Genomic DNA, 24,834 nt, shown 5'->3' on the forward strand with positions numbered 1-24,834 from the left:
TGATATTCTGCCATATTATCCACTATGTCTGCCAAACTGTTCACGAATAATGACATCAGCAAGAATCAACTTTTTCTCGACGTTGCTCTCTGGATTCGCAATGCGCCATAACATCTGATCCACTGCACGCGCACCGAGCAACTCCTTGTTCACATTAACTGTGGCAAGTAATGGGATATTGTCGTATAGATTATCAAATCCCGTGACAACACACTGATCGGGTACACGAATACCCATACTCTCAAGGGCTTCTATGGTGTATAGCCCATAGAAATCATTCGCACATACAAACACTTCAGGCAGGTTATCCTCACTGATCACCGAAGTGAACGTCTGGCGGAACTCATCCAATGCCTGATTACTCAGCTCGGGAATCTGATGTATTTCCATCCCATGACCCATAAGCACAGAAGTATAAGCAATCCAGCGTTCATAGAAGCTATGAGCATCCCCGATATTGCCAACGAACTGGAATGTTTTGAAACCCTTGCGGAGCAAATAGAGCATGATCTCTCGCATGGATGCGAAGTTATCGGTGAATATGCTGTCACTGTGAAAAACAGGGTCCAGATGATCCACCATCACAACCGGAATACTGAGCCGTTTGATTTCAAGCAGAATCGGGGTCGAGATAGAGCCAACGGTAATGATCCCTCGAATGGCATCCGGGTTGAGTAGGGTAAATAGCTGGTCTGCTGAGGGTTCCGTTAAGGTCAGAATATTAATCCCTTTTTGGTTCAGCTTGGAAGAGATCCCGTTAAAGACGGGGCCCCAGTATACGGAGTCTTGATTTTGGTACCGAACATTGGGGAACAAAATCAAGATCGTTCCGCTTGAACGTGTGTTCTTTGGTTCCTGAAGTTCATGGCTGTTATACAGTTCACCAGACAACATGCTGTTATCTTTGAAATATCCAAGTTTGCCAGCAGCCTTGAGAATGACATCCCTCGTTTGATCGCTAACTCCCGATTTTCCAGACAAAGCTCGTGACACCGCGAATTTCGACAAACCCGTAAAATGTGCAATCTCCTGAATTGTTACCTTTGTCTTCATCATACCATCCTTACACTCGTAGTTCTGCCGTATTCCTTATTTGGAGCGATATCCAACTGATCCCGGGGCGTATCTTATAACTCCGAAAGGAGCAGATTTTGCCGAATTTTCGTTCCAGGCCAGGAACTTTTTCGCAGGCGTACCGGGGTACGGCAAGAGAAAGTGACGCAGCAGGGGGCGAAAAGGCGGTGAAAGATGCCCTTAAGTGAGATTTAAGACACGCCCTAGTATAACATGATGTATTTCTCTTAATCTAATAACGGACAGAGAATTCAAAATGTTCGTGATGCACAGTATTTTAGGATGAACGTTCAACGTGACGGTAAGCATATTTTCAGATAGTATGACGAAATTTGTCTGCTTAATTATTATTTTGTTATTTTATAAAAATAACAAAATAAACAAAGTTAGAATCATGGTTTAATATGTTTGTACTTAGAGTCCAGGATATTGAATAAGCTGTGATACAGGCGTGTTACAGCTTAATCAGCATTTTATCAGAGAAATTAGAAAATGTTAACAACAAAAATGTTGACGCTTACATTTTGCTGTGTTAAATTTTGTTTGTCAAAAGCAAACAAATAAATAACAAATGGTGGTGGTTGTTTATTTTCGATTGGTTGATGAATGGGGTTAACGATTTAGGGTGAACCATGATTGGTATACACATTCGGGGAGGTTGTTAAAATCATGATGAGAAGATGGAATGTTCTACCTCTGATGTTATTGGCTGTGATGCTTTTTGTATCCGCTTGCAGTGGTGGGGGGACAGCGCAGACGGGGACCGAAGCAGAGGGAACAACGAACTCAGGTAACAGCACCGAGGTCGCTGAGACAGAGAAAGAGGGCGAAGCGGAAGAAGCGGTGGTTAATGTGCCTGATCTGGGTGGGCGTGTCATCAAGGTCGCGGCCTGGTGGGACTTGAAACCGGCGGGAGAGACGGCCTCCGATAAGGCCAGACTTGATAAAATTGCAGAGGTCGAGAAGAAATACAACGTAAAACTGGAGTTTGTTAACGTACCTTTTGAAGAATACATGAACAAATTCACAACGTCTGCACTGGCTGGCGAACCGTTCGCCGACATCGTTCAAATGGAGTACAAATCCGCACTACCCGCCATCCTCAAAGGGCAACTATTGCCCATCTCCGAATTCACTACACCTGAGAATAACATCAACCAAGAGGCTAACCTAATTGCAAAATTTCCTGCCATTGCAGGCAACGAATATGCCTTCGAATCTCCAACCAGCATTGGTCTGGGACTTCACTATAACCGTGACTTGTTCAAAAAATTATCTTTGCCTGATCCTCAAGAACTGTATAACGAAGGCAAATGGGATTGGGACAAATTCATGGAACTTGCCAAACAGGCAACCAAAGATACCAATAACGACGGCAAAACTGACGTATACGGATTTTCTGGCTGGGCGCTTGATGTCGTTCGTCATTTTACCGCAGCCAATGGTGGAACGATCGTGGATGATACCAATAGCAAAGAAGGATTGTCTGATCCGAAAACGATTGAAGCTGCCGAATTCGTCAAACGCCTGTATAACGTGGAAAATGTCGTGAAGGTCAAAACCGGTGACAAAACCAATTGGGAGGAAAGCAATACGTTCAAAGATGGAGATGTAGCTCTGTTCACCGCTGCTGAATGGCAGCTGGGCGATCTCACCTTTGCTGTTGGTGTTGTGCCGATTCCGAACGGGCCACAGGGTAGCAAAGAGGTAACGTATGCAAACAACGCGGCATCAGCGAAGTTCATTCCAAAAGGTGTGGAGGATCCAAAGATCGTTTACCAAATCTATGAAGAGACCTTCGACATCCCGCAGATTGAAGAGTATCCAGGTCAAGATTATCTGGAGAGTCGTTATACCGACGAGAAGGATATTGCGATCATTCGCGAGCACATCGCCGGAACGGGCCGCATCTTGCTGGATGATGCCTACACGGGATACCCTTTCGGGGATTATGTGAACGATATCATCAAAAACAATGCTTCCGTGACAGCAACAGCCGAGAAATACAAAGCACAGGCACAAGCTGCCATTGATAAACTCGGCAAACAATAACAACACTTATCACCAGCAAACGATTCAGGCAGGGGGCTCGTGTCGGCAATGTTGCACGGAGCCCCTTTTCCTGAACCATCAAATCGGCATTGCTGGCATCAGCCTTGATGAGGAGGACTCGTAGGATGGCTGGAATTCTACAACGTAAGACATGGATATTGTCCACAGCAATCATCGTGGCGGCAGCCTGCATCATTCTATATATAACTTCCGGCGCTGATGGAAAGAGTGCAAACATTCCACCTGGCAGTCTGCCTGCCATTGAAGTGGATGCAGTCTTGCAGCAGACCCGGCAGAAAAAGGGATACGAACAGTATCGATCCGGAACGGATCAGGCTACACAGCCGAATGTGGACATCACCATTGAAGCAGGAGATTACATAAAAGCCGAAGGTGAAGACGTCCGCAAACTGACTAATTATGAAGGAATGGATGGTGTATCTCTCCATACCGGAGAGACCGGACAAGTCGATTGGACGATTAATGTGCCGGAGACCGGGCTGTATAACCTGTCCACGATCTATTTTCCCGTTGAAGGCAAGAGTTCGGCCATTGAGCGTGCATTGTACATTGATGGTGAACTTCCTTTTGCGGAAGCCGCCTATTTGCAGTTTGACCGGGTATGGGCGAATGAGAAAGATGTCGTTGAACAGGATAACCAAGGCAATGACCTTCGCCCGAGACAAGTGGAGCAACCACGCTGGCTGGAAGAAACGTTTCAGGACTCCGACGGGTACGAACAGACTCCATTCAAGTTTTATTTGGAAAAAGGGGAACACACGCTAACGCTAAAATCATCGCGTGAACCCATGGTGATTCGGTCCATTCGTCTTTTTAATGAGAAGACAGCTGTTCCTTACGCGGAAACTGCAGGGGCACAACAATCGGACTCCTCTGGGCAGCCGAAGGATGTACTGATTCGCATTGAAGGAGAAGCCGCGATTGCCAAATCTTCACCTACGTTATACCCGACCAGCGAAAGGTCAAGTTCTGCTGTATCTCCTTATAGCGCTTCCCAGGTACGCATCAATACGATTGGCGGCTTTAACTGGCGTCTGCCAGGACAATGGATTGAATGGGAAGTGGATGTGCCGGAAAGTGGACTGTATCATATCGGTTTTACCGCTCAGCAGAATTTTGTCAAAGGCATCTATTCTACACGCAAACTGACCATCGATGGTGAAGTTCCGTTTGCAGAGATGGCGAAAGCACCTTTCCGTTATCAAAGTGACTATCGTATTGACGTGATGGGCGGCAAGGAAGCATACAAGTTTCACATGGAAAAAGGAAAACATGTGTTGCGGCTGGAGAACAGCCTCGGGGATTTTGCGCCGCTTATCCGCAATGTGGAGGACAGTCTGTACAACTTGAACTCCATGTACCGACGTATTCTGATGATTACAGGCACCAAGCCTGATGAATTCCGGGATTACCGGGTGGAGAAACAGATCCCGAACCTGCTGGAAGTATTCAGCGGAGAAAGTAAACGTCTCAAGGACGTGGCTGCACAGCTTCGTCTCCTGTCAGGACAGTCCAGCGATCAGGAAGCCTTGATTAAGACGATGGCGCTGCAACTGGACGAGATGATTGACAAGCCAGACACCATTCCAAGACGGCTTGCGGCTTATAAAACCAATACAGGCGGTCTCGGCACATGGGTGCAGCAGGCACGAGAGCAGCCCCTTGAAATCGATGCACTGTACGTCACTTCGATTGACCGCGATATTCCTGGAACAGGTATGGGGCCACTTGCCAAGCTTGGTCATGAAGCGAAGATATTCTATCATTCGTTCTTCATTGATTATAACCAGATTGGTAATGTAGCTACATCGGAAGATCAGCGTACGGTAACGGTCTGGATTGGTAGCGGACGTGACCAGGCGAATACGATGAAGGCGATGATTGACAAGACCTTCACACCAGACAGTGGCATTAACGTGAATCTGAAGCTGGTGAATATGGGAACCTTGCTGCCAGCGACCTTGTCTGGTGAAGGACCGGATGTAGCGATGCAGATCGGTAATGATCTGCCGGTGAACTTTGCGATGCGGAACTCGGCTGTAGATCTGACGCAATTCAGTGATTATAGCACCGTGGAACAGGAGTTCAGGGAAAGTGCAATCGTGCCGTATGCCTATGATTCAGGCGTATATGCCCTGCCGGAAACGCAAACTTTTAACATGCTGTTTTATCGTAAAGACGTGCTCGAAGAACTTGGACTTGAAGTGCCTCAGAACTGGGAGGATGTCGAAGCTCTGCTCGCGATTCTGAGCAAAAATCATATGGAATTTGGCATGCCGATTGTGACTCAGGCGAATATGCAGGGTGTTAATATTCCGCCGAACTCGCAGTATGCCACGATGCTGCTCCAGAACGGCGGCGCCTTCTATCGTAACGATGACAAAGAGTCGGATCTGGATTCAAGGATCGGGATTGAGACGTTCAAGCAGTGGACGGAGTTCTATACCGATTACAAGTTAGAGCGGGAATATGATTTTGCCAACCGTTTCCGGACAGGACAGATGCCTATTGGACTAACGGATTACACGATGTACAACCAGTTGTCTGTATTTGCACCGGAGATTCGCGGACTATGGGGATTCGTTCCTGTCCCGGGAACCGTTCAGGCGGATGGAACCTTGAATCGGGACGTACCGGGTGGAGGGAGCGCCGTCATGATGCTGGAGGGTGCCAAGGACCAGGACGCGGCGTGGGAGTTCATGAAGTGGTGGACCAGTACACCGATTCAGGCTGAATTCGGACGGGAGATGGAAGGACTGATGGGTGCCGCTGCCCGTTATCCAACGGCTAACATCAAGGCGCTGGATTCCCTGCCGTGGCCTGCGGAGGATTACGCCAATCTCAAGGCACAGTTTGAAACGGTGAAGGGCATTCCTGAAGTACCCGGTGGTTATTTTACAGGCCGCCATCTGTTCAATGCATTTTACAAAACCGTTGTTGGCCAAGTGGAAGCCAGGGAATCCATCATGGATTATACCCAATATATTCAGGACGAGATTCGAGTCAAACGTAATGAATTTGGTCTTCCGTAAGCAGAGGGAGGGTTAATCGTGCCACAAATATCACTCCGAGACGGACAAAACAGTCCTCCTGAGAAAGCGTCAAGGATGGGCATGAAATCGTGGTGGAGCTGGAAGCTCCAGGAAATGAAGGCCAGCAAACATTCCTATGTTCTGCTTGCACCTTATATGCTCCTGTTCCTCATGTTTACCGTGATTCCGGTTGTCATCTCGATCATACTCAGCTTCACCTACTTTAACATGCTGGAATTCCCGCGTTTTATTGGCTGGCAGAACTATACTCGCCTGTTTCTGGAGGATGATGTATTCCTGATTGCAATCAAGAATACGTTGTTGTTCGCCATCATTACCGGACCGATCAGTTATATTGCTTGCTTTGTCTTCGCGTGGATCATTAATGAGTTAACACCGAAATGGAGAGCGTTCATGACGCTGATCTTCTACGCGCCCTCCATTTCGGGCAATGTGTATTTTATCTGGCTGATGATCTTCTCGGGAGATCGTTATGGTATTGCCAATGGGTTGTTGATCAAATGGGGTTTTCTGCTGGAGCCAATCCAGTGGCTGAAGACGGAAGCCTACATTATGCCTATTCTCATTCTCGTGCAGCTATGGCTGAGTCTCGGAACCGGATTTCTTGCGTTTATCGCTGGTTTGCAGACGGTGGACCGGACATTGTACGAAGCGGGAGCGGTGGATGGGATCAAAAATCGCTGGCAGGAACTATGGTACATTACCTTGCCTTCGATGCGTCCACAGTTGATGTTCGGCGCAGTCATTCAGCTGACAACCTCGTTTGCCGTGGCCGATGTGTCGATCGCACTGGCCGGGTTCCCAAGCGTGAACTATGCAGCAGAGACGGTGGTAACCCATTTGATTGACTTTGGTACTACGCGGTTTGAGATGGGATATGCATCAGCAATTGCTACCGTACTGTTCATGATTATGGTGGGCACCAACTTGCTGGTACAGAAACTGCTTCGAAGGGTGGGAGAATAGCTATGGCTGCAATTGCGACAGGCAAAAAACGCGTGAATCGCTCGCTATCGGGAAGCCTCTCCCTGTTTGCCCTTCTGCTCGTATTTGGTGCCTTCATGGTGCTGCCGTTGATCTATGCAATCAACAATGCATTCAAACCATTGGATGAGATTTTCACCTTTCCACCAACGCTGTTTGTCAAAAATCCCACGTTCAGCAACTTTACAGATCTGCTGAATCTGCTGAGTGACTCGTGGGTGCCGTTCTCGCGTTATATATTCAACACGGTATTTATTACAGGTATCGGTATCGTAGGCCACGTACTGCTAGCTTCCGCAGCGGCGTACCCACTTGCCAAACACAAGTTTCCGGGCAAAGTATTCATGTTCCAAGTGGTCGTACTGTCACTGATGTTCACACCTGCGGTAACGGCAATTCCAAACTATATGATCATGTCATGGCTCGGATGGATCGATACCTACTGGGCCGTCATTATTCCGGCATTTGCCTATTCACTCGGGTTGTATCTGATGAAACAGTTCATGGAGCAGATCCCGGATGCACTGCTGGAAGCGGCCAAGATTGATGGTGCCAGTGAATACCGGATCTTCTGGTCCATTGTCATGCCCAATGTGAAGCCAGCCTGGCTTACATTAATCATTCTGCTGTTCCAGATGTTATGGGGCAGTGATGGCAATGGGTACATCTATAGCGAGCAGCTCAAGACCCTGCATTATGCAGCAGGGCAGATTATTCAGGGCGGAATATCCCGGGCAGGAGCTGGTGCTGCGGTAGCACTGATTTTGATGAGTGTGCCGATCACGCTATTTATTTTCTCTCAGAGCCGAATCATTGAGACGATGGCGAGCTCGGGCATGAAGGATTAAGGGGGAACGATATGGCACGCACAGTGAAAAGATGGCTTGTTCTCCTGGCGGCAGTATCTCTGCTGCTGGTGAATGCCGTGCCTGCGGCGGCCTCCCCGGCGCCGTATGAGAGTTATAACTACAACTACTGGAAAGAGGCTGTTCCTTCACCAGATGCCTATCTGCCCGAGCGTACCATATCAGGCCGTGATCTCGGCATTAGTGAGTTTAAAGACCCTGGTGATGTGAATGTTTCACCTTCCGGGTTGATCTATATTTTGGATAGTGGCAACAGCCGAATTGTTGTATTGGACCCAGACTTTAAGCTGCTGCGCGTCATTGATGGATTCATGATGGATGGTAGCAAGGATACCTTTAACCTTCCGGGCGGATTATTCGTGGATGAGCAAGAACGCATATATGTCGCCGATACAGGAAACAGTCGTGTGGTTGTCCTGGATGGAGAGGGGACGCTGATTCAAACCATCACGAAGCCCGAGTCGGATATCCTATCGACCCAATTCCAGTTTCAGCCCTTGAAGCTGACGGTTGACCATGTAGGCCGAGTGTACGTTGTGGCGCAAGGGGTCTACGAAGGTATCATGCAGTTTGACGAGAGTGGGAAATTTATCGGATACGTCGGTACGAACAAAGTGGAGCGGGACTACGGCGAATATATCTGGCGCATGTTATCCACCAAAGCCCAGCGTGCACAGATGGTCCTGTTTGTCCCGACGGAGTTCTCCAATGCGGATATCGACCACAAAGGATTTGTGTATGCAACGAATATTGATCCCGGCTCGAATGAACCGATTAAGCGGCTTAACCCGTCTGGTGAAGATGTACTGAAACGGTTTGGTTATTACGATGTCAAAGGCGATATCCGGTTCCGCAACAATCCGGGTCCATCCAAACTGATCGATGTGAAAGTGCTGGGCGACGGCATGTACAGTGTATTGGATGCGACACAGAACCGGGTGTTCACGTACGACGATGAAGGTCATCTGCTCTACATATACGGTGGCAAAGGAAATCAGGTGGGCACGCTCAAAACACCTGTCGCGATTGAACAATCGGGTGAGCATCACTTGGTTCTGGATCGGGGCAAGAACAACCTTGTCGTTTATGCGCCAACCCGTTTTGGTGCCCGTGTGAATGAAGCGGTGGTACTCCACTATCGGGGCGAGGACACGGAGGCCGTGAATATATGGAGAGAAGTGCTGAAGCTGAATGCCAACTATGACATCGCTTATATCGGTATCGGCAAGTCCTTATTAATGGAGAAGAAAAACGAGGAAGCGCTAGGTTACTTCGAACTTGGAATGGACCGCAAGAGTTATTCTGTCGCGTTCAAGAGGCATCGGCGGGAGATGATGAAAGAACATTTTGGTACATTCCTGACCGTTGCAATCGCGCTGATTGTCATTCTGATCCTGACCCGGGTAGCAGTTAAATGGAGACGGAGGAGGCAGGTTGATCGTGAAGCAGGATTTCATTAAGTTTCCGCTGCATCTCATTTTTCACCCCATTGATGCATTCTGGGACCTCAAGTCGGATAACCGGGGACGGCTGTTTGTTGCTTTTGCAGCATTGGCGCTTACCATTGTTATGATGGTTTTGCAAAAGCAGTACGCAGGATTTCTCGTTAATTACATCGATCCTCGTACGATTAATAGCATCATCGAAATCGCCACGGTTGCAGTACCTTTCTTTCTATGGTGCATGGCCAACTGGGCGGTAACAACTTTGATGGAAGGGGAAGGCAAGTTCAAGGAAATCGTTCTGGCGACAGGTTACTCGCTCATTCCGGTTATTCTGATCTATGCCCCAATGATCGTGATCAGCCGTTTTATGGTGCAGGAGGAGACTGCTTTTTATTATCTGTTCAATAGTATCGCGTTCTTCTGGTTTGTACTGCTTCTGTTCATTGGCATGATGACGGTACACCAGTACACGGTGATTAGAACAATCATTACGATGGTGCTGACGCTCATTGTGATGGGCATTATCGTATTCCTTGGCGCACTGGTCTTCAGCATGTTGCAACAGTTGTACGAATTCGGTTATAACATTTACCGCGAGTTGATTTTTCGGACCTAAAGGAGGCGGCATCCGTGAACAAAAGGCAACGATTATATACGGTGCTGGCTGGTGGTACAGCTGTAATCATGATTGCAGCCGGGCTGCTGTATATAAACAACAGGGGAGTTCCTGCCGTAGAAGCCGCGGCTTATCTGGATACGACAACCAAAGCCATGCCCGTCACGGAAGAACCGTTGCAGTTCCTTAGCGACTCCTCGCAGGGTGTGCCTGGTATGCAACTGGTCGCTGAAGATCAGGGACTCGCCCTGTACTATAACGAGGAGACCACGGAAATTGCAGTACGTGACGGGAAAAGTGGAGAGATCTGGTATAGCAACCCGAAAGAACGGGCTGAGGACGGTCTTGCTTCCGCGTATGAAAAAGAGGTGCTGTCCTCCCAGTTGAATGTGTCTTTCCGGGATGCGATGGGCACACTGGAGAACTTTCCGAATTTCAGCTCCAGCATTAGCAACAAACAATTCACAGTGGGCCACATCGATCAGGGGATTCGGGTGAACTATACGCTTGGGGATACGTCACTTGGCATTGATGCGCTGCCCAAACTGATTAGCAAGCAGCGGCTGGAGGAGAGAGTGCTTTCCAAGCTGGATGCTACTGTCGCAAGGTACACATCTGCCCGATATTATCCAACCAAGAGCAATCCGGATATTCTGGAACGGCTGGATGGACAGATTTCGAAGCAACTTGTGCTGAACAAGATGCTGGGTGCCTTTGAGACGGCGGGGTATACGGCGGACGATCTGGCTTTTGACAATCAGGAGAACGGAGTCGAAGGCGGAGGTGTGTCGGATAAGCCGAGCTTCGTCATTTCTGTGGAATATCGACTTGAGCAGGGGGCACTCGTTGTGACTGTACCTCTAAGCCAAATAGAAGAAAGTGGGCAATACCGCATTCGGAACATTGATTTGCTCGCTTATTTTGGTGCTGCGGATACAAAGGGTGAGGGTTATATGCTCGTACCTGATGGTTCCGGCAGTCTGATCCATCTGAACAACGGAAAAACCCAAGAAGAGCAGTATGTACAGCGTGTCTATGGCGCAGATCCAAATGATAATTCGCTCAGTCGTCCTCAGGTTAGTGAATCCGCGTATATGCCTGTGTTTGGTCTGAAGAACGGGGAGAATGCCTGGTTTGCGGTGATTGAAAAAGGGGACGGCATTGCCAGTATCTCTGCGGATATTGGAGGCAGGCAGAACAGTTACAACCATGTACACGCGACCTTCTCCCTGCGCGGGGAGGATGAATTGGAAATGTACACCTCGCAGAAAATGCAGGAGATTCAGCTGCTTAGCGAAGAGCCTTACCGTGGAGATATTCAGGTCCGTTATCATTTCCTTCATGGAGAAGATGCCAGTTACTCGGGTATGGCCCGCCTGTATCAGCAGCAGTTGATAGAGCAGGATGTACTGAAGCCGCTCCCAGAACAGACGGAGTTGCCGTTTTATGTGGATGTGCTTGGTGCAGTGGATAAAAAGGCTTCGTTCCTGAGTGTACCCTATCGGACCACTTTAGCCATGACCACGTACGAACAGGCTACAGAAATGGCAGCGAAGTTACAGCAGGATGGTGTTGAACGTGTACAAATGCGGTATCAAGGATGGTTTGGCGGCGGCATCAGTCATCATACGCCAACCCAGGTGAAGTTGGACAGTGAAGTGGGCAGTCGTTCCGAACTGCAGGCGTTGTCCACCAAGCTGGAGCAGTCGGGTGGAGCTCTGTTCCCGGATGTGGCTTTCCAGCACATGTATCACGATGATATGCGCTTTGCTCCTTCCTCGGATGCAGCGCGGTTTGTAACAAAGGAGACAGCAGAATTGTATCCGTACAATCCTGCACTTAATCGCATGGATCAGAGTAGGGACAGCTATTATTTGCTCTCAGCGGCCAAGCTTCCTTATGTAGTGAGTGAGTTTGCTGACAAATTCAATAAATTGGATCTCGGCGGGTTATCCCTTCGTGATCTCGGGCAGGTCCTGACTTCCGATTATCGGGATAGTCGGGTGATTCATCGGGAGACGGCGAAGAACATTGTGAAGGAGCAGCTGGGCAAGCTGGAACAGTCCTATCCGAACCTGATGGTATCCGCAGCAAATAGCTACGCTTGGGGAAGTGCGCAACATGTTGTAAATGTGCCCGCAGGATCGAGTCGGTTCAATATTACCGATGAAGAAGTTCCTTTTTATGGGATGGTCATTCATGGATACATGAACTATGCGGCATCTCCGATGAATACGTCGGGGGATCAGGATCTCCGCAAACAGTTGCTACGCAGTCTAGAACTCGGGGCAGCTCCGTATTTTCAATGGACCTATGAACCATCATCCAGGCTAAAGCTGACGAATTATGATTCGGCCTACGCAACGGAGTATGCATATTGGGTGGATGATGCCGTTGCTTTGTATAAGCAGGCCAATGAAGTGCTGGGAAATCTGGCGAATGAGCAGATTTTCAAGCATGAACGCATTCAGGATGGCGTTGTCCGGATCACCTATACTGGGGGTACATCCATCCTTGTGAATTACAATGCGGATGCAGTAACCGTGGATGGAACAACGGTTGGCGGGACGGACTATGTGGTGGGAGGAGTGAACCGATGAGAACCATTCGATTATCGCTGAAGTCACGGAGAGCGCTGCTTGGACTTGCATTTATATCGCCGTGGCTGATCGGTTTCATCTTCCTCTTTGCCACACCACTCCTGCAATCAATTCGGTTCAGTCTGAGTAATCTGTCCGTTGCTCCGGGCGGGTACGTTCTGGAATACGTTGGATTTAAAAATTTCAAGGATGCGCTTCTGGTTGACGCGACGTTCAACCGGATTCTGGTCGACTCGGTTGGAGCGATGCTACTGAATGTGCCGATGATTTTGTTCTTCAGTCTGTTTACGGCCACACTGCTTAACCAGAAGTTCAGAGGCAGAACGATGGCACGTGCCATCTTTTTCCTGCCGGTTATTCTGGCTTCGAGTGCAGTCGCAGCAGCTGAGTCTGCGGGATTAATCAATCTGATGGGGGATGCGAGTGCGGTGGATGCATCAGCCGATGGCGGTGCTTCGTTCAACGTGGTATCCATTGTGCGGATGCTGGCGGATGTGGGATTACCGATGGCCTATGTGGATTACATTGTAGAAGCCATCATGCGGATCTATGAGATTATTAGTAGCTCAGGTGTTCAGATTCTGATCTTCCTCGCCGCGCTGCAATCGGTACCGGGATCGATGTATGAGGTTGCGAAGATCGAAGGGGCGACAGCTTATGAATCATTCTGGAAAATTACATTTCCCATGGTCAGTCCGTTGATTCTGACAAATGTCATCTATACGATCATTGATTCATTTGCCGGGAGTCCAGTCACACAGGCCATCTACCAAACCGCATTCAAAACGCAGAACTTTGGCTTAAGCTCGGCGATGTCCTGGCTGTACACACTGGTTATTGGCCTTGTACTGATCGTAGTGGGCTGGGTATTGTCACGGCGGGTTCACTACAACTGACGGTTAACATTAAGGGAGGCTTCAGATTATGGCTGCATCAGGGACAGATCGCATGGTGGTAGTTCCGAAGCAGAATTATCACATGCATCGGGTGCGAAACAAAACATCGGACCTTCTCTATTCCATATTCAGATATGCACTGGTCATCGGCATTTCATTTATTATTTTGTACCCGTTATTTCTCAAAGTGTCAGTTGCGTTTAAGGATAAACAGGATATCTACAATCCAACGATCTATATGATTCCCCAGCACTTTACATTGGATAATATCCGGCTAGCGGCGCAAGTGATGGATTACCTGCCTCTGCTGGCGAACACGTTATTGTTTGTTACCATCACAACGCTTCTGACAGCGATATCCTGTGCACTTGCCGGATATGGCTTCGCCCGGTTTTCGTTTCCGGGTAGTAATGTACTCTTCATCCTTGTGATTCTGACGATTCTGGTGCCGACAAGCACACTTATGGTGCCAATGTATCTGCATTTCCGCAGCTTTGACTTTATGGGCATCATCCAGTTGTTCTCTGGAAAAAATGGTATCAATCTGCTGAATACGTATTGGCCTTCCATGATCACGGCTGCTACAGCGGGAGGGCTGAAGGCGGGGCTGTTCATCTATATTTTCCGTCAGTTCTTCAAGGGCATGCCAAAGGAAATCGAGGAGGCTGCATTGATTGACGGCGCAGGTGGATTCAAAACGTTTGCTCGAATCATGCTGCCCAATGCAATCTCGCCGTTGATTACGGTTATTCTGTTTTCGTTTGTATGGCAGTATAACGATACCTTCTATTCGGCATTATTCATGAGTGAAAGTCCACTGATCTCGCTGAAAGTGGCTTCCTTACCTGCTCAGGCGAACCAGTTGATTCCGCAGCTGATGGGCTTTGGCTCGAACTCGGGCATCAAGGCCGATCCAAACTATGTGGCGATGATTGTCGATACAGGCATTTTGCTGGCTATTGCACCCCTGATTATTTTGTATCTGTTTGTGCAACGTTATTTCGTGGAGAGTATTGAACGTTCTGGTGTAGTGGGTTAACATGTTAAATCCAATTGGAGGTGTAGAGATGACAGTGCGTGAGATCAGCAGAGTTCCGGTGAATAAAGCAGCGACTCCCGAAGCAAAAGAACTGATGGCGTTCCTGGTAGAGCGTTATCAAAAAGGGATGTTGTCAGGCCAGCAGGATTATAGCAATCTAAACTGGATTAATGAAAATACAGGCCGGAAACCAGCTGTGATTGGCTTTGATCTCATGGAATATTCGCCATCAAGAACAGAGCGCGGTGCGGTCTCCCAAGAGATTCGGGATGCGATAGACTGGCACAAACAAGGCGGGATCGTGACATTATGCTGGCACTGGAACGCACCGACGGATCTGATCGATGAACCGGGTAAAGAGTGGTGGCGGGGGTTCTATACGGACGCGACAACCTATGATCTTGCCTCCGCGATAGCTGATACTGAATCGGAAGCATATCAGTTATTGATTCGGGATATCGATGTTATTGCTACACATTTGCAAGAGTTGAAGGATGCTGGTGTGCCTGTATTATTCCGACCACTTCATGAAGCAGAAGGTGGGTGGTTCTGGTGGGGAGCGAAAGGCCCCGAATCTGCCAAACAGTTATATTGTTTGTTGTATGATCGATTGGTTCAAGAACATCAGCTGCACAATCTTATCTGGGTCTGGAACTCGGAAAAACCGGAATGGTATCCGGGTGATGATATCGTGGATATTGTGAGTGTAGATGTATACCCGGAAGCGGGAGATCACAGCCCGCTGGCGGCACGTTACACCAACCTGCGAGAGCTAGTGAAGGATAGTAAAATCATTGCACTGGCCGAGAACGGCTCCATCCCTGATCCTAAGCAGATGAAGGAGCAGGATGTACACTGGAGTTGGTTCTGTACCTGGACAGGTGGATTCCTGAGAGACGGGACACATAATGAACTAACGTTTTTGAAGGAATTGTACCATAGCAAAGAGGTCATTACGCTCGATCAGTTACCGAAGTGGAGTTGGTTATAAGAATCCCATGTCCAACTTGAATTGGAATCAATGAAGCGTTAGTATTCGCTGTAAGAATTCATGCGAATACTAACGCTTCATTTGTTGGCAGCGCACATTTGTTAATGGAACCCATCACCCCTGAAACATTAGAAGGTGAACAACCATCTAGTTTGACGGGTGCAACATAGCTTGGATATTGGTATGTAAAGTCACGCTGGAAGTGAATAAAATGTACGATTGATTAACCGTGCGGATGAGAATTCTTTCGCTTGTGCCATTGACTGGACCGATCCGAATGGCGGATGGTTCGCTACCACCGTATGTATCATCCAGGGTGACCGATGTGATATGTGTGATGGGAATTTCAATTTTGGAAAACTGCCACCGGATGACCAGTTGATCTTCTACTTTTTTCACGTTAACACCAAACATAGGATGACCTCCTGTTGTGATTCAAATTATTGAAGTAATCTCGTATGTCCAGTTTATCATATTTTGGATAAAATTACCTTATTAATAATAAAGAGTGACAATTTATATCAACTGATATCAGGGATGGGAACTTGATGTAAAACATACAGGATTAACCATGGTACATATCGAATACAAATAGAGAAATTAGAGAACTTATACTCTAACACAAAGGGTGTGCCACATGACGAATCTATTCGAACATTGTTCAGGTCAAACATTATCTGCCAACCTGAGATGGCTGAACGAGCCAGCAGATTGGTCCATTGAAGACGGCAAAGTAACGATAACCGTTTCGCCAATCAGTGACTTTTTCATTGATCCGGGAGGTGAGCCGGTGAAAGCTTCAGCTCCATTTTTACATACGATAGTCAAGGGAGATTTCAGCATCGTCACTCAAGTACAGGTGGACATGAAAGAACAGTATGACTCCGGGTGCCTGATGGTGAGGGTGGACGATACGAATTGGGCTAAAGTCTGCTTTGAGTATTTTGAGGAACAGCCGTCCATTCTTAGTGTTGTTACTCGTGGTAACTCGGATGATTGTGTATCAGCACCCGTAGACGTTAATAAGCCTTATTTACGTGTAGCCCGGGCAGGCAACAGCTTTGCTTTCCATTATTCTCAGGATGGAGAGAAGTGGAAGCTGGTTCGTTATTTCGGACTCGACTGCCCGGAAGAGATCAAAGTTGGCATTGTGGCCCAATCCCCGATTGGACAAGGGACAACGGTTACTTTTACAGACGTACAGCTTCAGCATGGAGTGACCGGAAGTGTTCGCCGGGTAAAATAACAGGGATCAGAAGGTTGTTCTGTCATTTATTTCACCCGAATTAACATTCCGAACAGACCGAGTATAGCAAAGGCCAGAAATGCCGTTGTATTAGAAAACACTTCGATCGTATAACCTGCCATAGATGAGCCAAGAAATTGCCCAACACCCAGCGCGAGAAAGGCAAGGCTAATTCCGATGGACACATTTGGACTGAATAGTCTCGTCGCCCAAACGATAAATACACTGGTCAGGAAAATATACGTGCTGCCAAATATGATCGCAGAGATGAGACTGGCAGTCATTGAAGGCAGAAGGATAACCCCGAGCGAAATAGCCAATAAAAGTATGCCTATTCGGTAGGACCACCCAATCTCGAACCGTTCAATAATGCGACCAGCGCATCCACCGAGTATCCCCATAACCCCCATCACAATCCAGAAAAACACGGCTTCCGAATCGGAGGCCCCTTTCTCGTCTGTGAGGAAGTTCCGGGCAAAGGTCCAGTAGATTGCAGAACTGAAACCTGTCAACAGACAAGCCATGAGCAGAGCAGACCCTGGTCTGGTAGGTTTCATACATGTCCAGAGAGACTTGGTACAAGGCAGTGTCTTGGTTGCCGGAATAACACGTCTGTTCCACAAAAGAACCACAACACCGATTACAGCAAACAGGATGTAGGTTAGACGCCAGTAATCCGTGAACAGCCAGTAGAGTGGACCTGATATTACAATTCCGAAGCTGGTCCCTGTGTTAATCCAGCTGTTGCCTCTTGCTTGTAGCTCGGGAGCAAGCTCGGCATTAACCGTGTTACCGAGGGCTGGAGAGGCCCAGCCTGTACTCAAACCTGCTAGAAATATACTAAATGTAAGAACCCATGCATTCTGAGCCAAGGCGATGCCGGTTAATCCGAGCACTGCGCTGATTCCTGCCAATTGAATGACATAATGATGTCCCTTGCGATTAATCAACAATGGTGCAGTTAGAAGGGACAGACAGTAGGCGATATACGTTCCTGAGTTAATCGCGCCAGAGGCTGCATCATTTAATTGTAAGGCTTCCGAAATTTCCGGCATAAACAATCCATAACTGAATCGCCCGAATGCATAACATACAGCGATAAGTGCAATGCCTGGAAAGATAATTTTTTTCATTAAATCCACCGCCTTTTAGATAGAACGATCATTATATTTCTTATTAAATAAAAAAGTGAGTTGAACTACTAACTCACCCGGAATAGCTTTACTTGAAACTGGTCTGCGTCATATGGATCAGTTCACGGCAGACGTTATTTACATTTTCTGTCTCAGCAAGTGCAGTGGAACCCTCCAGCAGCAGGGAGAATCGCAATAGATCTCGATCACTTGCAGTAGGCGCCAATGTTTGGATTAAAGTTCGCATATGTCTTTTGTGCGCATTTACTGTCTGCACGATGATATGATCTGCATGACCTCCGAATTCTTCTTTGGCGCGTAGAAATAAGCAACCTCTTGATTCGTGTTCCTTCAACCAGGTTGCATGTCCTTCAGCCAGATTGAGGAACATAGGTTGTGCTTTATTGTCTGCATATTGCCTGAGCTGTTCTAAATAACGCTGTTCGCGTCGCAAGAGTACCTGGACAATGAGATCATCCTTGGACTCAAAGTGATTGTATAGCGTCATAATCGCAATCCCGGCATCCGTGATAATCCGCTTCAAGCCGATGGAATGGAAGCCGTGGAGGTAGAATAATTCTTCAGCCACGTTCAAAAGCATTTCTTTTTTGCTGCTCATATTCAATGATACTCTCCCTTCAAAATAAGATAGAACGATCATTATACTTGTAGGCTATAATAATTCGTTGACATTGTCAAATTTTGTGACTCCCCTTGTCTTTGGTTAGTTCAAAGCCTGGGCAGGGCGTTATATGAACAACGTCGTTGCACATTAACCGGACATATGAGAGCACAACATGACAGGTTTTTGGGTGGTTTATCCGTTATATTAGACATCAAGGAGTGATTATTACATGAACTGGATCAACGCATTACAGGTCGCTATTCAATATATGGAAGACCACTTACTCGAAAATATGACGATGGAGCAGATTGCAGCGCAGGCACATATCTCTCCTTTTCATTTTCAGCGTACCTTTGCCTTATTAACTGATGTTACTGTAGCCGAGTACATAAAACGCAGACGATTGACACTGGCGGCACATGAGCTGCTTCAAAGTGATCACAAAATCATTGATCTGGCATTTAAATACGGTTACGACACACCGGAATCTTTCTCCAAAGCATTTCGTAGACAACATGGGATCGCACCCAGTGAGGCTCGAAAGAATAGTAACGCTGTCCAATCGTATAATCGTCTGGTGATTCATGTGAGTCTAAAAGGAGCAGAGCCGATGAAATATAAAATCGTTGAACATCCCGAATTTACGTTGGTCGGAGTAGAGCAAACTTTCTCATATGCAGATGGAGAACATCTGCAAGGCATCGGGAAGATGTGGCAGGAAGCGTGGACGAGCGGTACAGAGGAGCGTTTATTTGAACTGAACAATGGGGATATTCCAGGTTTACTCGGTGTCGTTGTGGATCAGAGCGAAATCCAGGAGAAACAGATGCAATATTGGATTGCTACGACTTACGATGGTGAAGTACCGGAAGGATTATCAAGCTTCACCATGCCTGCTTCCAAATGGAGTGTATTTGAAGTAGAAGGCCCGATGCCGGAGAGTATGCAGCTTCTGTGGAAACGGATTATTTCGGAATGGTTTCCATCCAACCCGTATGAGCACGCATATATGCCGGAGCTGGAAGTATACCCGGGGCCCAATCAACCGCCACAAATCTGGATACCGATTAAATAAATTTTAACCGTTTCAAACTCGATCATTGTAGCCCATAAACATTCGGATAACCGAAGCTGTTTATGGGTTATTTGGTTGTGATTAATCAGAGATTCGAAGTTGTACAGAGGATGTTCAAGCGTTGTTCATTTTATTGCAGCCAGGTAAACATGATATATTGGAATGAAGGTTAACATCTATAAGAGGACAACGAGGTAAACCGCAGGAGGCAGATATGTTATATGAGGCCCCATTCATTCAGACGATCATCCAACACGAGCAATTAATGCATGACCTGCGGAGAGTTCGTAGTCTCCATTTGCCTCAAAGTTACATAGCTGCAGGATATATTCGTAATTATTGAATAATAAGTGATTTGCGGAATAATGGGTACAAGAAGGAGTGTCTACGGATTTGATAAAAAAGTTCTTACACAAAAATGGACTGATCATTGATCTTGTCCTGTTGGCATGTTTTGTGGCGTTCCTGGCCTTCTGGGGCCAAAGATTCCCAGTCATGTTTTTCGGAATGATCACGGTGGCTTTTATCGTTCTAAGACGGATTGACTATCAGAAGCATGTTATTCTGAAACGGATTATCCTTACCGGATTTGGCGTGGTTGCCGTCTCTTTTGTCATTATTGAAGCACTTGTATTCACACAGCTTGGTGCGAATGATCCGGAAGAAGCGGACTATGTCATTATTCTGGGTTCAGGCATCAGAGGAACGGAATTGTCATTGACCCTGAAGCAAAGGTTGGATGCAAGTTTGGACTACATTCGCAGCCACCCTCAGACACCCGTCATTGTATCGGGTGGGCAGGGACCTGGAGAATCCATTCCTGAAGCGCTCGCCATGAAAAACTATCTAATTGAACAGGGGATTAACCCCGTCCAAGTCATTATGGAAGATCGCTCCACAAGTACACAGGAGAATTTGGCCTTTTCCAAAAGAATCATTCTTGAATCCGGGTTAGAGCACCCTGAGATCATGATTGTCACCAGTGACTATCATATGTTCCGTTCCAAATACATCGCTGCCAAGAACGGTTATGCAGCAGAATACGGCATATCGGCCCCGTCACCGGGTTATCTGAAACCCGTCAACATGATCCGTGAATATTTTGCTACGATCAAAACATTTATCTAATGCACATGACAGAAAAAAGCAAACAGGACGAAGCGGAGATCTATGATCTATGCTTCGTCCTGTTGCATATAAGGATGGCTATTGCTCCTTAACGATAGGTTATTTTTCTGAAGGAGCAGGTACAGTTACTGAAACCTTATCCCCAGGGAGAGCTACCATTTCAGGAGATTCACCAGTAAAAGGAACAGTGGCTGATTCTACAACTTTAGCCTCAGAAGGTTCAGTAGTAGATGGAACAGTAGTAGAAGGTACAGTAGCAGACGGAACTGGCACAGCTTCGGAAACTTCATCCTCAGGGAGAGCCACGATCTCAGGAGTTTCGGAAGTAGAAGGAGCAGTTACAGCTTCGGAAATTCCAACCTTGTTGGGAGAAGCTACGATTTCAGAAGATCCACCCGTAGAAGGAACAGTCACAGCTTCAGAAGCCTCAGCCTCCACTTTAACCGTGTGGTTTGATGCCCATACGGCGGTGGACGTACTTACACCTGTAATAAGCAGGAGGGCTCCCATACTTAACATCCAATGTTTCTTTTTCAGTTTCTTTACATTAAACATAATCATCAATCTCCTTTTTAATTGTTTGCCTTCACCCGATAGGGACGAACAAAATTGAGCAGGCATTTTCTTGGTTCCCGCCATCACATTTAAAATTGTCTCACCATATCGTCTGCGTTCTTCGTGGGACATCTCTTTCACCACATCTTCGTCACAGGCCAACTCGCTCCAGGTATGAATGTCCCTGCGAATCATATGAATCAGGGGATTGAACCAGTGCAGGGCACTAACCCCCAAGGTCAAAGCTTTGACCCACAGATCTTTATGTTTTAGATGTACCAACTCATGATGAATTACCATACTGATGTCCATTTTCACCGTATTTTCGGGTGGCAGATATATCGTGGGTTTAAACAAGCCAACCAGTATAGGGCTTCGTACTAGCGTGCTGTGAGCAAGCGTGATATTACGTTTGAGACCCAAAGCTTCTTTGATTAATGGTAGCTGTACAGCTGCTTCACTATGACAGAGGACTGGGGTACGTGTACGAGATAATTCATTCAGAAATCTTCGATAACAGTACACCTGCCATGCAGAAAAACCAATGACTCCAATGCCCCAGACGCATAACAAGAACCAGGCTGTGGTTACCGAGATGGTTTGTTCCGGGATAAACGTTCCTGCAAGTACATCCGAAGCTGCTGCATTCTCCGTACCTGGTATAGTTGATGTCGTTTGGAATGCAATATCCAAAAGCCATGAAAGGCCAAGAGATACCGGGAACAGATAAAACAAGATAGCCAGTTTACCGAGTCTGTAGAGCCACTTGGTCGGAAAGACAGATACGGGTATAAGTCGTAGTGCCAAAATACAAACAGAAACGATACTTCCCGCCACGGTCAGGCTGCACAGAATCTCAAAAAAGATATTCATCATCTGCACCTACTTTTCCGAAAGCCATTTTTTCAGTTCTGAAATGTCATCGTCTGAAAGCTTGTCACCGTCATACATGGCCGAAACCAAATTCTTGACTGAACCTTGATACAGTCCATCAAGAACATGCTGCGTTTCCTGTAGTTTGTAATCTTCGGGTTTCAGAAGAGGCTCATAATCATTGGTCCGTCCACGTCTCGTGACGGTAAGAGCGCCTTTATCCACCAACCGTGACAGAAAGGTAGACATGGTCTGCGCTTTCCACGCTTTCCCCTTCTCAGCAAATATGTCTAATAGTTCTGTGGAGGTGACCGGTGGGGCGCATGACCATATAACAACCATTAACTCCATTTCTGTTTCGGATAATTTTTGAATCTGGTTCACAGTGAACACTCCTTAACATCGTTATGCGTCCATAACGATCGTATTACTACACTACGTAGTACGTATAAACTACTACAACTTGTAGTGGATAGTCAAGTTATCCTGATAGATGATTGCCAAACCATGTTATAATATAGGTCATTAATAGAAGAACGATGTAGGAGTGAATGATCATTACAGCATATCAATTACCTGCTCTCTATGAGCAGAAGCGAATTTCAATGCAAGCGATGGAAGAGATTGTACGCCTGTTGGCGCAGGCACCACTATTATATGATGATGGACAGGGCATCCAGGTTCAGGATTACATGGGAGGCTTGGAGGTCGAACTTGAGCATGAGGTACGCCGTGCAGTGACCGAGTTGTACGAACTGGCTGTTCAGGCCTGCCGCGCCTTCGCTGATCCATTGGCGTACGAGCAACTTCAGGATGCGCTTGGGTTACAGGCTGAGTTATGGCAGGAGGAAGTGCTTACTCTTGCAAAGTGGATGGACTGGCTGAAGCAGATCAGTGAAGGAAAGAGAACACTGCCAGAGTACAACTTTACAGCGATGCTAGGGAACTTGCCGGACGGATTCATGATCCATGATTTTTATGATGAACTCCGATATCAGCTGGAACAAAACCCTGCAAACGCATGGGCTATCGAAGAGCGGGATCGCTTGTACGCAGCCCTGGGTGCGAATTAAATCAAACCAACGGGTCACCGGCGGTGTTAATCTAATATCTGCATTTTGCATGTATATAAGCATTCCAATCTATACCTTGCGAATTCTTTACCCAGTATGGGAAATGAGGGGATACCGTGAAGAAGGTTGTATTAGCTGGTGGAACGGGATTTGTCGGACAGGATTTTGCCCAAAGATTTAAGAAACTAGGTTATGAGGTGTTAATTATCTCGCGTCAGCCCGGTCATATTGCCTGGGAGGATCGTGCAGGAATTATAGGGGCACTGGAAGAAGCAGAAATGTTGATTAACCTGGCAGGTAAATCGGTGAACTGCCGTTATACGGATGAGAATCGCAAAGTCATTCTGGAATCCAGAACCCGGACAACGCGCATTCTCGGCGAAGCCGTCCTGGCTTGTAATCATCCTCCTGAACTATGGATTAATTCGAGTACAGCGACCATATACAGACATGCTGAAGATCGTCCCATGACGGAAAAAGAGGGCGAGATTGGCTCCGGATTCTCGGTCGACGTTGCCAAGGCATGGGAACAGGCCTTCTTTGAATTCAGTCTGCCGTCTACGCGTCAGATTGCACTGCGGATTGCGATTGTGCTGGGCGAGGGCGGCGTTATGGTGCCCATGACGAACCTCGTCCGTTTTGGACTGGGAGGATCTCAAGGCGCAGGAACACAGCAGTTCAGCTGGATTCATATCGAGGATCTCTTCCGCATGGTAATTTATCTGCAAGAGCATCCACACTTGAATGGTGTGTTCAATGCGTCCTCTCCGCATCCGGTGACGAATCGGGAGCTAATGGCGCGTCTGAGAGAACAGATGGGTGTTCGGATCGGACTACCTTCTCCTCGCTGGATGCTTGAAGTGGGCGCACGTTTTATTCAGACCGAGACGGAACTGGTTCTCAAAAGCCGTTGGGTGATTCCCGAGCGATTGGAGAGGGAAGGCTTCACGTTCACATACGGTACACTAGATACCGCTCTTGCCGAGATTTTGAATAAGAAGAAATAACATTTCATAACAAAAGAAAACACAACAGGAAGGGCAGAGGCATCTGCCCTTTTGTTATATATGTTCAACTAAACATTTACACGATAACGGAGAGGATAGAAATAACTTGAAGAAGCGAAGCGGTCGCCTAAAAGCTTTCTGAAAGAAAGCTGCATCGGAAGCATATGCTTATCCCCGGATTTTCCCTTTTTAAGAAGGGAATCAAAAAAATCTGGGGATAACAGCGATTGGAAAGTTGTTCTGTCATCGCAGTGTCTGTGTAAATACTAATTAGCTGAACTTATAGAGGTTTTTCAAAAAGTCCGCTTTTGATTACGAAGGATGCCTATCGGCATCATCAGCATCGAATATGGAATTCAGCCGAAATGTCCGTTGCTCACGTAGTTTTCCTACGCTCCGCTACTCCATTTCTAGCTTCATCCCATCTTCTCGGTACTGAAAACCGGTCTTTTTGAATACGAACTTATATATCAGTCAGATGA

General features: G+C 47.1%; 21 protein-coding genes. 15 read left to right on the forward strand and 6 right to left on the reverse strand.

Going from position 1 to position 24,834, the window contains the following annotated elements; translation table 11 throughout:
• Positions 1–15: 15 nt before the first annotated feature.
• Positions 16–1,056 carry a LacI family DNA-binding transcriptional regulator gene (locus NSQ20_RS08705; RefSeq protein ID WP_235193769.1) on the reverse strand — a complete coding sequence of 347 codons (1,041 nt, stop codon included), beginning with the start codon at positions 1,054–1,056 and terminating at the stop codon, positions 16–18.
• Between the two features lie 690 nt (positions 1,057–1,746).
• On the opposite strand from NSQ20_RS08705, the gene NSQ20_RS08710 reads away from it, so the two are divergent.
• From NSQ20_RS08710 to NSQ20_RS08755, 10 genes are all read left to right on the forward strand, one after another.
• Positions 1,747–3,126 (forward strand): extracellular solute-binding protein, encoded by a 1,380-nt coding sequence (locus NSQ20_RS08710; protein ID WP_339191366.1) that lies wholly within the window; start codon positions 1,747–1,749, stop codon positions 3,124–3,126.
• A 125-nt stretch (positions 3,127–3,251) separates the two neighbouring features.
• Positions 3,252–6,179 (forward strand): extracellular solute-binding protein, encoded by a 2,928-nt coding sequence (locus NSQ20_RS08715; RefSeq protein WP_340032288.1) that lies wholly within the window; start codon positions 3,252–3,254, stop codon positions 6,177–6,179.
• Between the two features lie 75 nt (positions 6,180–6,254).
• The gene (locus tag NSQ20_RS08720; protein ID WP_047842211.1) at positions 6,255–7,166 is read left to right on the forward strand and encodes a sugar ABC transporter permease; all 912 of its coding nucleotides are present in this window, start codon (positions 6,255–6,257) and stop codon (positions 7,164–7,166) included.
• Between the two features lie 2 nt (positions 7,167–7,168).
• Positions 7,169–8,032, forward strand: coding sequence for a carbohydrate ABC transporter permease (locus NSQ20_RS08725; RefSeq protein WP_017689719.1), 864 nt, complete (start codon positions 7,169–7,171; stop codon positions 8,030–8,032).
• Between the two features lie 11 nt (positions 8,033–8,043).
• The gene (locus NSQ20_RS08730; protein WP_340032289.1) at positions 8,044–9,510 is read left to right on the forward strand and encodes an NHL repeat-containing protein; all 1,467 of its coding nucleotides are present in this window, start codon (positions 8,044–8,046) and stop codon (positions 9,508–9,510) included.
• A complete protein-coding gene (locus tag NSQ20_RS08735; RefSeq protein ID WP_074094245.1) occupies positions 9,491–10,111 on the forward strand; it encodes a YIP1 family protein in 621 nt (206 codons plus the stop codon). The genes NSQ20_RS08730 and NSQ20_RS08735 overlap by 20 nt, the downstream gene beginning before the upstream one ends.
• A 14-nt stretch (positions 10,112–10,125) precedes the next feature.
• A complete protein-coding gene (locus NSQ20_RS08740) occupies positions 10,126–12,711 on the forward strand; it encodes a DUF5696 domain-containing protein (protein ID WP_338708174.1) in 2,586 nt (861 codons plus the stop codon).
• Positions 12,708–13,607 (forward strand): sugar ABC transporter permease, encoded by a 900-nt coding sequence (locus NSQ20_RS08745; protein ID WP_076209260.1) that lies wholly within the window; start codon positions 12,708–12,710, stop codon positions 13,605–13,607. Before NSQ20_RS08740 ends, NSQ20_RS08745 begins: the two co-directional genes overlap by 4 nt.
• 28 nt (positions 13,608–13,635) lie before the next feature.
• Complete coding sequence (locus NSQ20_RS08750; protein WP_081745928.1) at positions 13,636–14,646, forward strand: carbohydrate ABC transporter permease; 1,011 nt, start codon at positions 13,636–13,638, stop codon at positions 14,644–14,646.
• 28 nt (positions 14,647–14,674) lie between these two features.
• Complete coding sequence (locus NSQ20_RS08755) at positions 14,675–15,637, forward strand: glycosyl hydrolase (RefSeq protein WP_340032290.1); 963 nt, start codon at positions 14,675–14,677, stop codon at positions 15,635–15,637.
• 147 nt (positions 15,638–15,784) lie between these two features.
• On the opposite strand, the gene NSQ20_RS08760 is transcribed toward NSQ20_RS08755, so the two are convergent.
• On the reverse strand, positions 15,785–16,051 hold the full coding sequence (locus NSQ20_RS08760) for a hypothetical protein (protein WP_017689713.1): 267 nt from the start codon (positions 16,049–16,051) through the stop codon (positions 15,785–15,787).
• Positions 16,052–16,274: 223 nt separating this feature from the next.
• On the opposite strand from NSQ20_RS08760, the gene NSQ20_RS08765 reads away from it, so the two are divergent.
• The gene (locus tag NSQ20_RS08765) at positions 16,275–16,883 is read left to right on the forward strand and encodes a DUF1349 domain-containing protein (protein WP_101313290.1); all 609 of its coding nucleotides are present in this window, start codon (positions 16,275–16,277) and stop codon (positions 16,881–16,883) included.
• Positions 16,884–16,909: 26 nt separating this feature from the next.
• Here NSQ20_RS08765 and NSQ20_RS08770 read toward each other — a convergent pair whose 3' ends face one another.
• Together NSQ20_RS08770 and NSQ20_RS08775 are read right to left on the reverse strand one after the other, a co-directional pair.
• On the reverse strand, positions 16,910–18,016 hold the full coding sequence (locus NSQ20_RS08770) for an MFS transporter (protein WP_340032291.1): 1,107 nt from the start codon (positions 18,014–18,016) through the stop codon (positions 16,910–16,912).
• Between the two features lie 88 nt (positions 18,017–18,104).
• On the reverse strand, positions 18,105–18,635 hold the full coding sequence (locus tag NSQ20_RS08775) for a TetR/AcrR family transcriptional regulator (RefSeq protein ID WP_340032292.1): 531 nt from the start codon (positions 18,633–18,635) through the stop codon (positions 18,105–18,107).
• Positions 18,636–18,870: 235 nt separating this feature from the next.
• On the opposite strand from NSQ20_RS08775, the gene NSQ20_RS08780 reads away from it, so the two are divergent.
• Together NSQ20_RS08780 and NSQ20_RS08785 are read left to right on the forward strand one after the other, a co-directional pair.
• Positions 18,871–19,716 carry an AraC family transcriptional regulator gene (locus tag NSQ20_RS08780; RefSeq protein ID WP_076327081.1) on the forward strand — a complete coding sequence of 282 codons (846 nt, stop codon included), beginning with the start codon at positions 18,871–18,873 and terminating at the stop codon, positions 19,714–19,716.
• 393 nt (positions 19,717–20,109) lie between these two features.
• Positions 20,110–20,844 (forward strand): YdcF family protein, encoded by a 735-nt coding sequence (locus NSQ20_RS08785; RefSeq protein WP_083677298.1) that lies wholly within the window; start codon positions 20,110–20,112, stop codon positions 20,842–20,844.
• Between the two features lie 99 nt (positions 20,845–20,943).
• Here the strand turns inward: NSQ20_RS08785 and NSQ20_RS08790 are convergent, their stop codons facing one another.
• Together NSQ20_RS08790 and NSQ20_RS08795 are read right to left on the reverse strand one after the other, a co-directional pair.
• Complete coding sequence (locus NSQ20_RS08790) at positions 20,944–22,275, reverse strand: M56 family metallopeptidase (protein ID WP_245838013.1); 1,332 nt, start codon at positions 22,273–22,275, stop codon at positions 20,944–20,946.
• Between the two features lie 6 nt (positions 22,276–22,281).
• Positions 22,282–22,656 (reverse strand): BlaI/MecI/CopY family transcriptional regulator, encoded by a 375-nt coding sequence (locus NSQ20_RS08795; protein WP_017689706.1) that lies wholly within the window; start codon positions 22,654–22,656, stop codon positions 22,282–22,284.
• Between the two features lie 167 nt (positions 22,657–22,823).
• Here NSQ20_RS08795 and NSQ20_RS08800 point away from each other — a divergent pair, with 167 nt between their 5' ends.
• Positions 22,824–23,345, forward strand: coding sequence for a hypothetical protein (locus tag NSQ20_RS08800; RefSeq protein ID WP_076327079.1), 522 nt, complete (start codon positions 22,824–22,826; stop codon positions 23,343–23,345).
• Positions 23,346–23,461: 116 nt separating this feature from the next.
• Entirely contained in the window at positions 23,462–24,352 is an 891-nt protein-coding gene (locus tag NSQ20_RS08805; RefSeq protein WP_076327078.1) for a TIGR01777 family oxidoreductase, read from the forward strand.
• The last annotated feature ends 482 nt before the right edge of the window (positions 24,353–24,834 follow it).

Origin of the sequence: Paenibacillus sp. FSL K6-1122 (assembly GCF_037977015.1) — a bacterium.
Classification (GTDB): domain Bacteria; phylum Bacillota; class Bacilli; order Paenibacillales; family Paenibacillaceae; genus Paenibacillus; species Paenibacillus amylolyticus.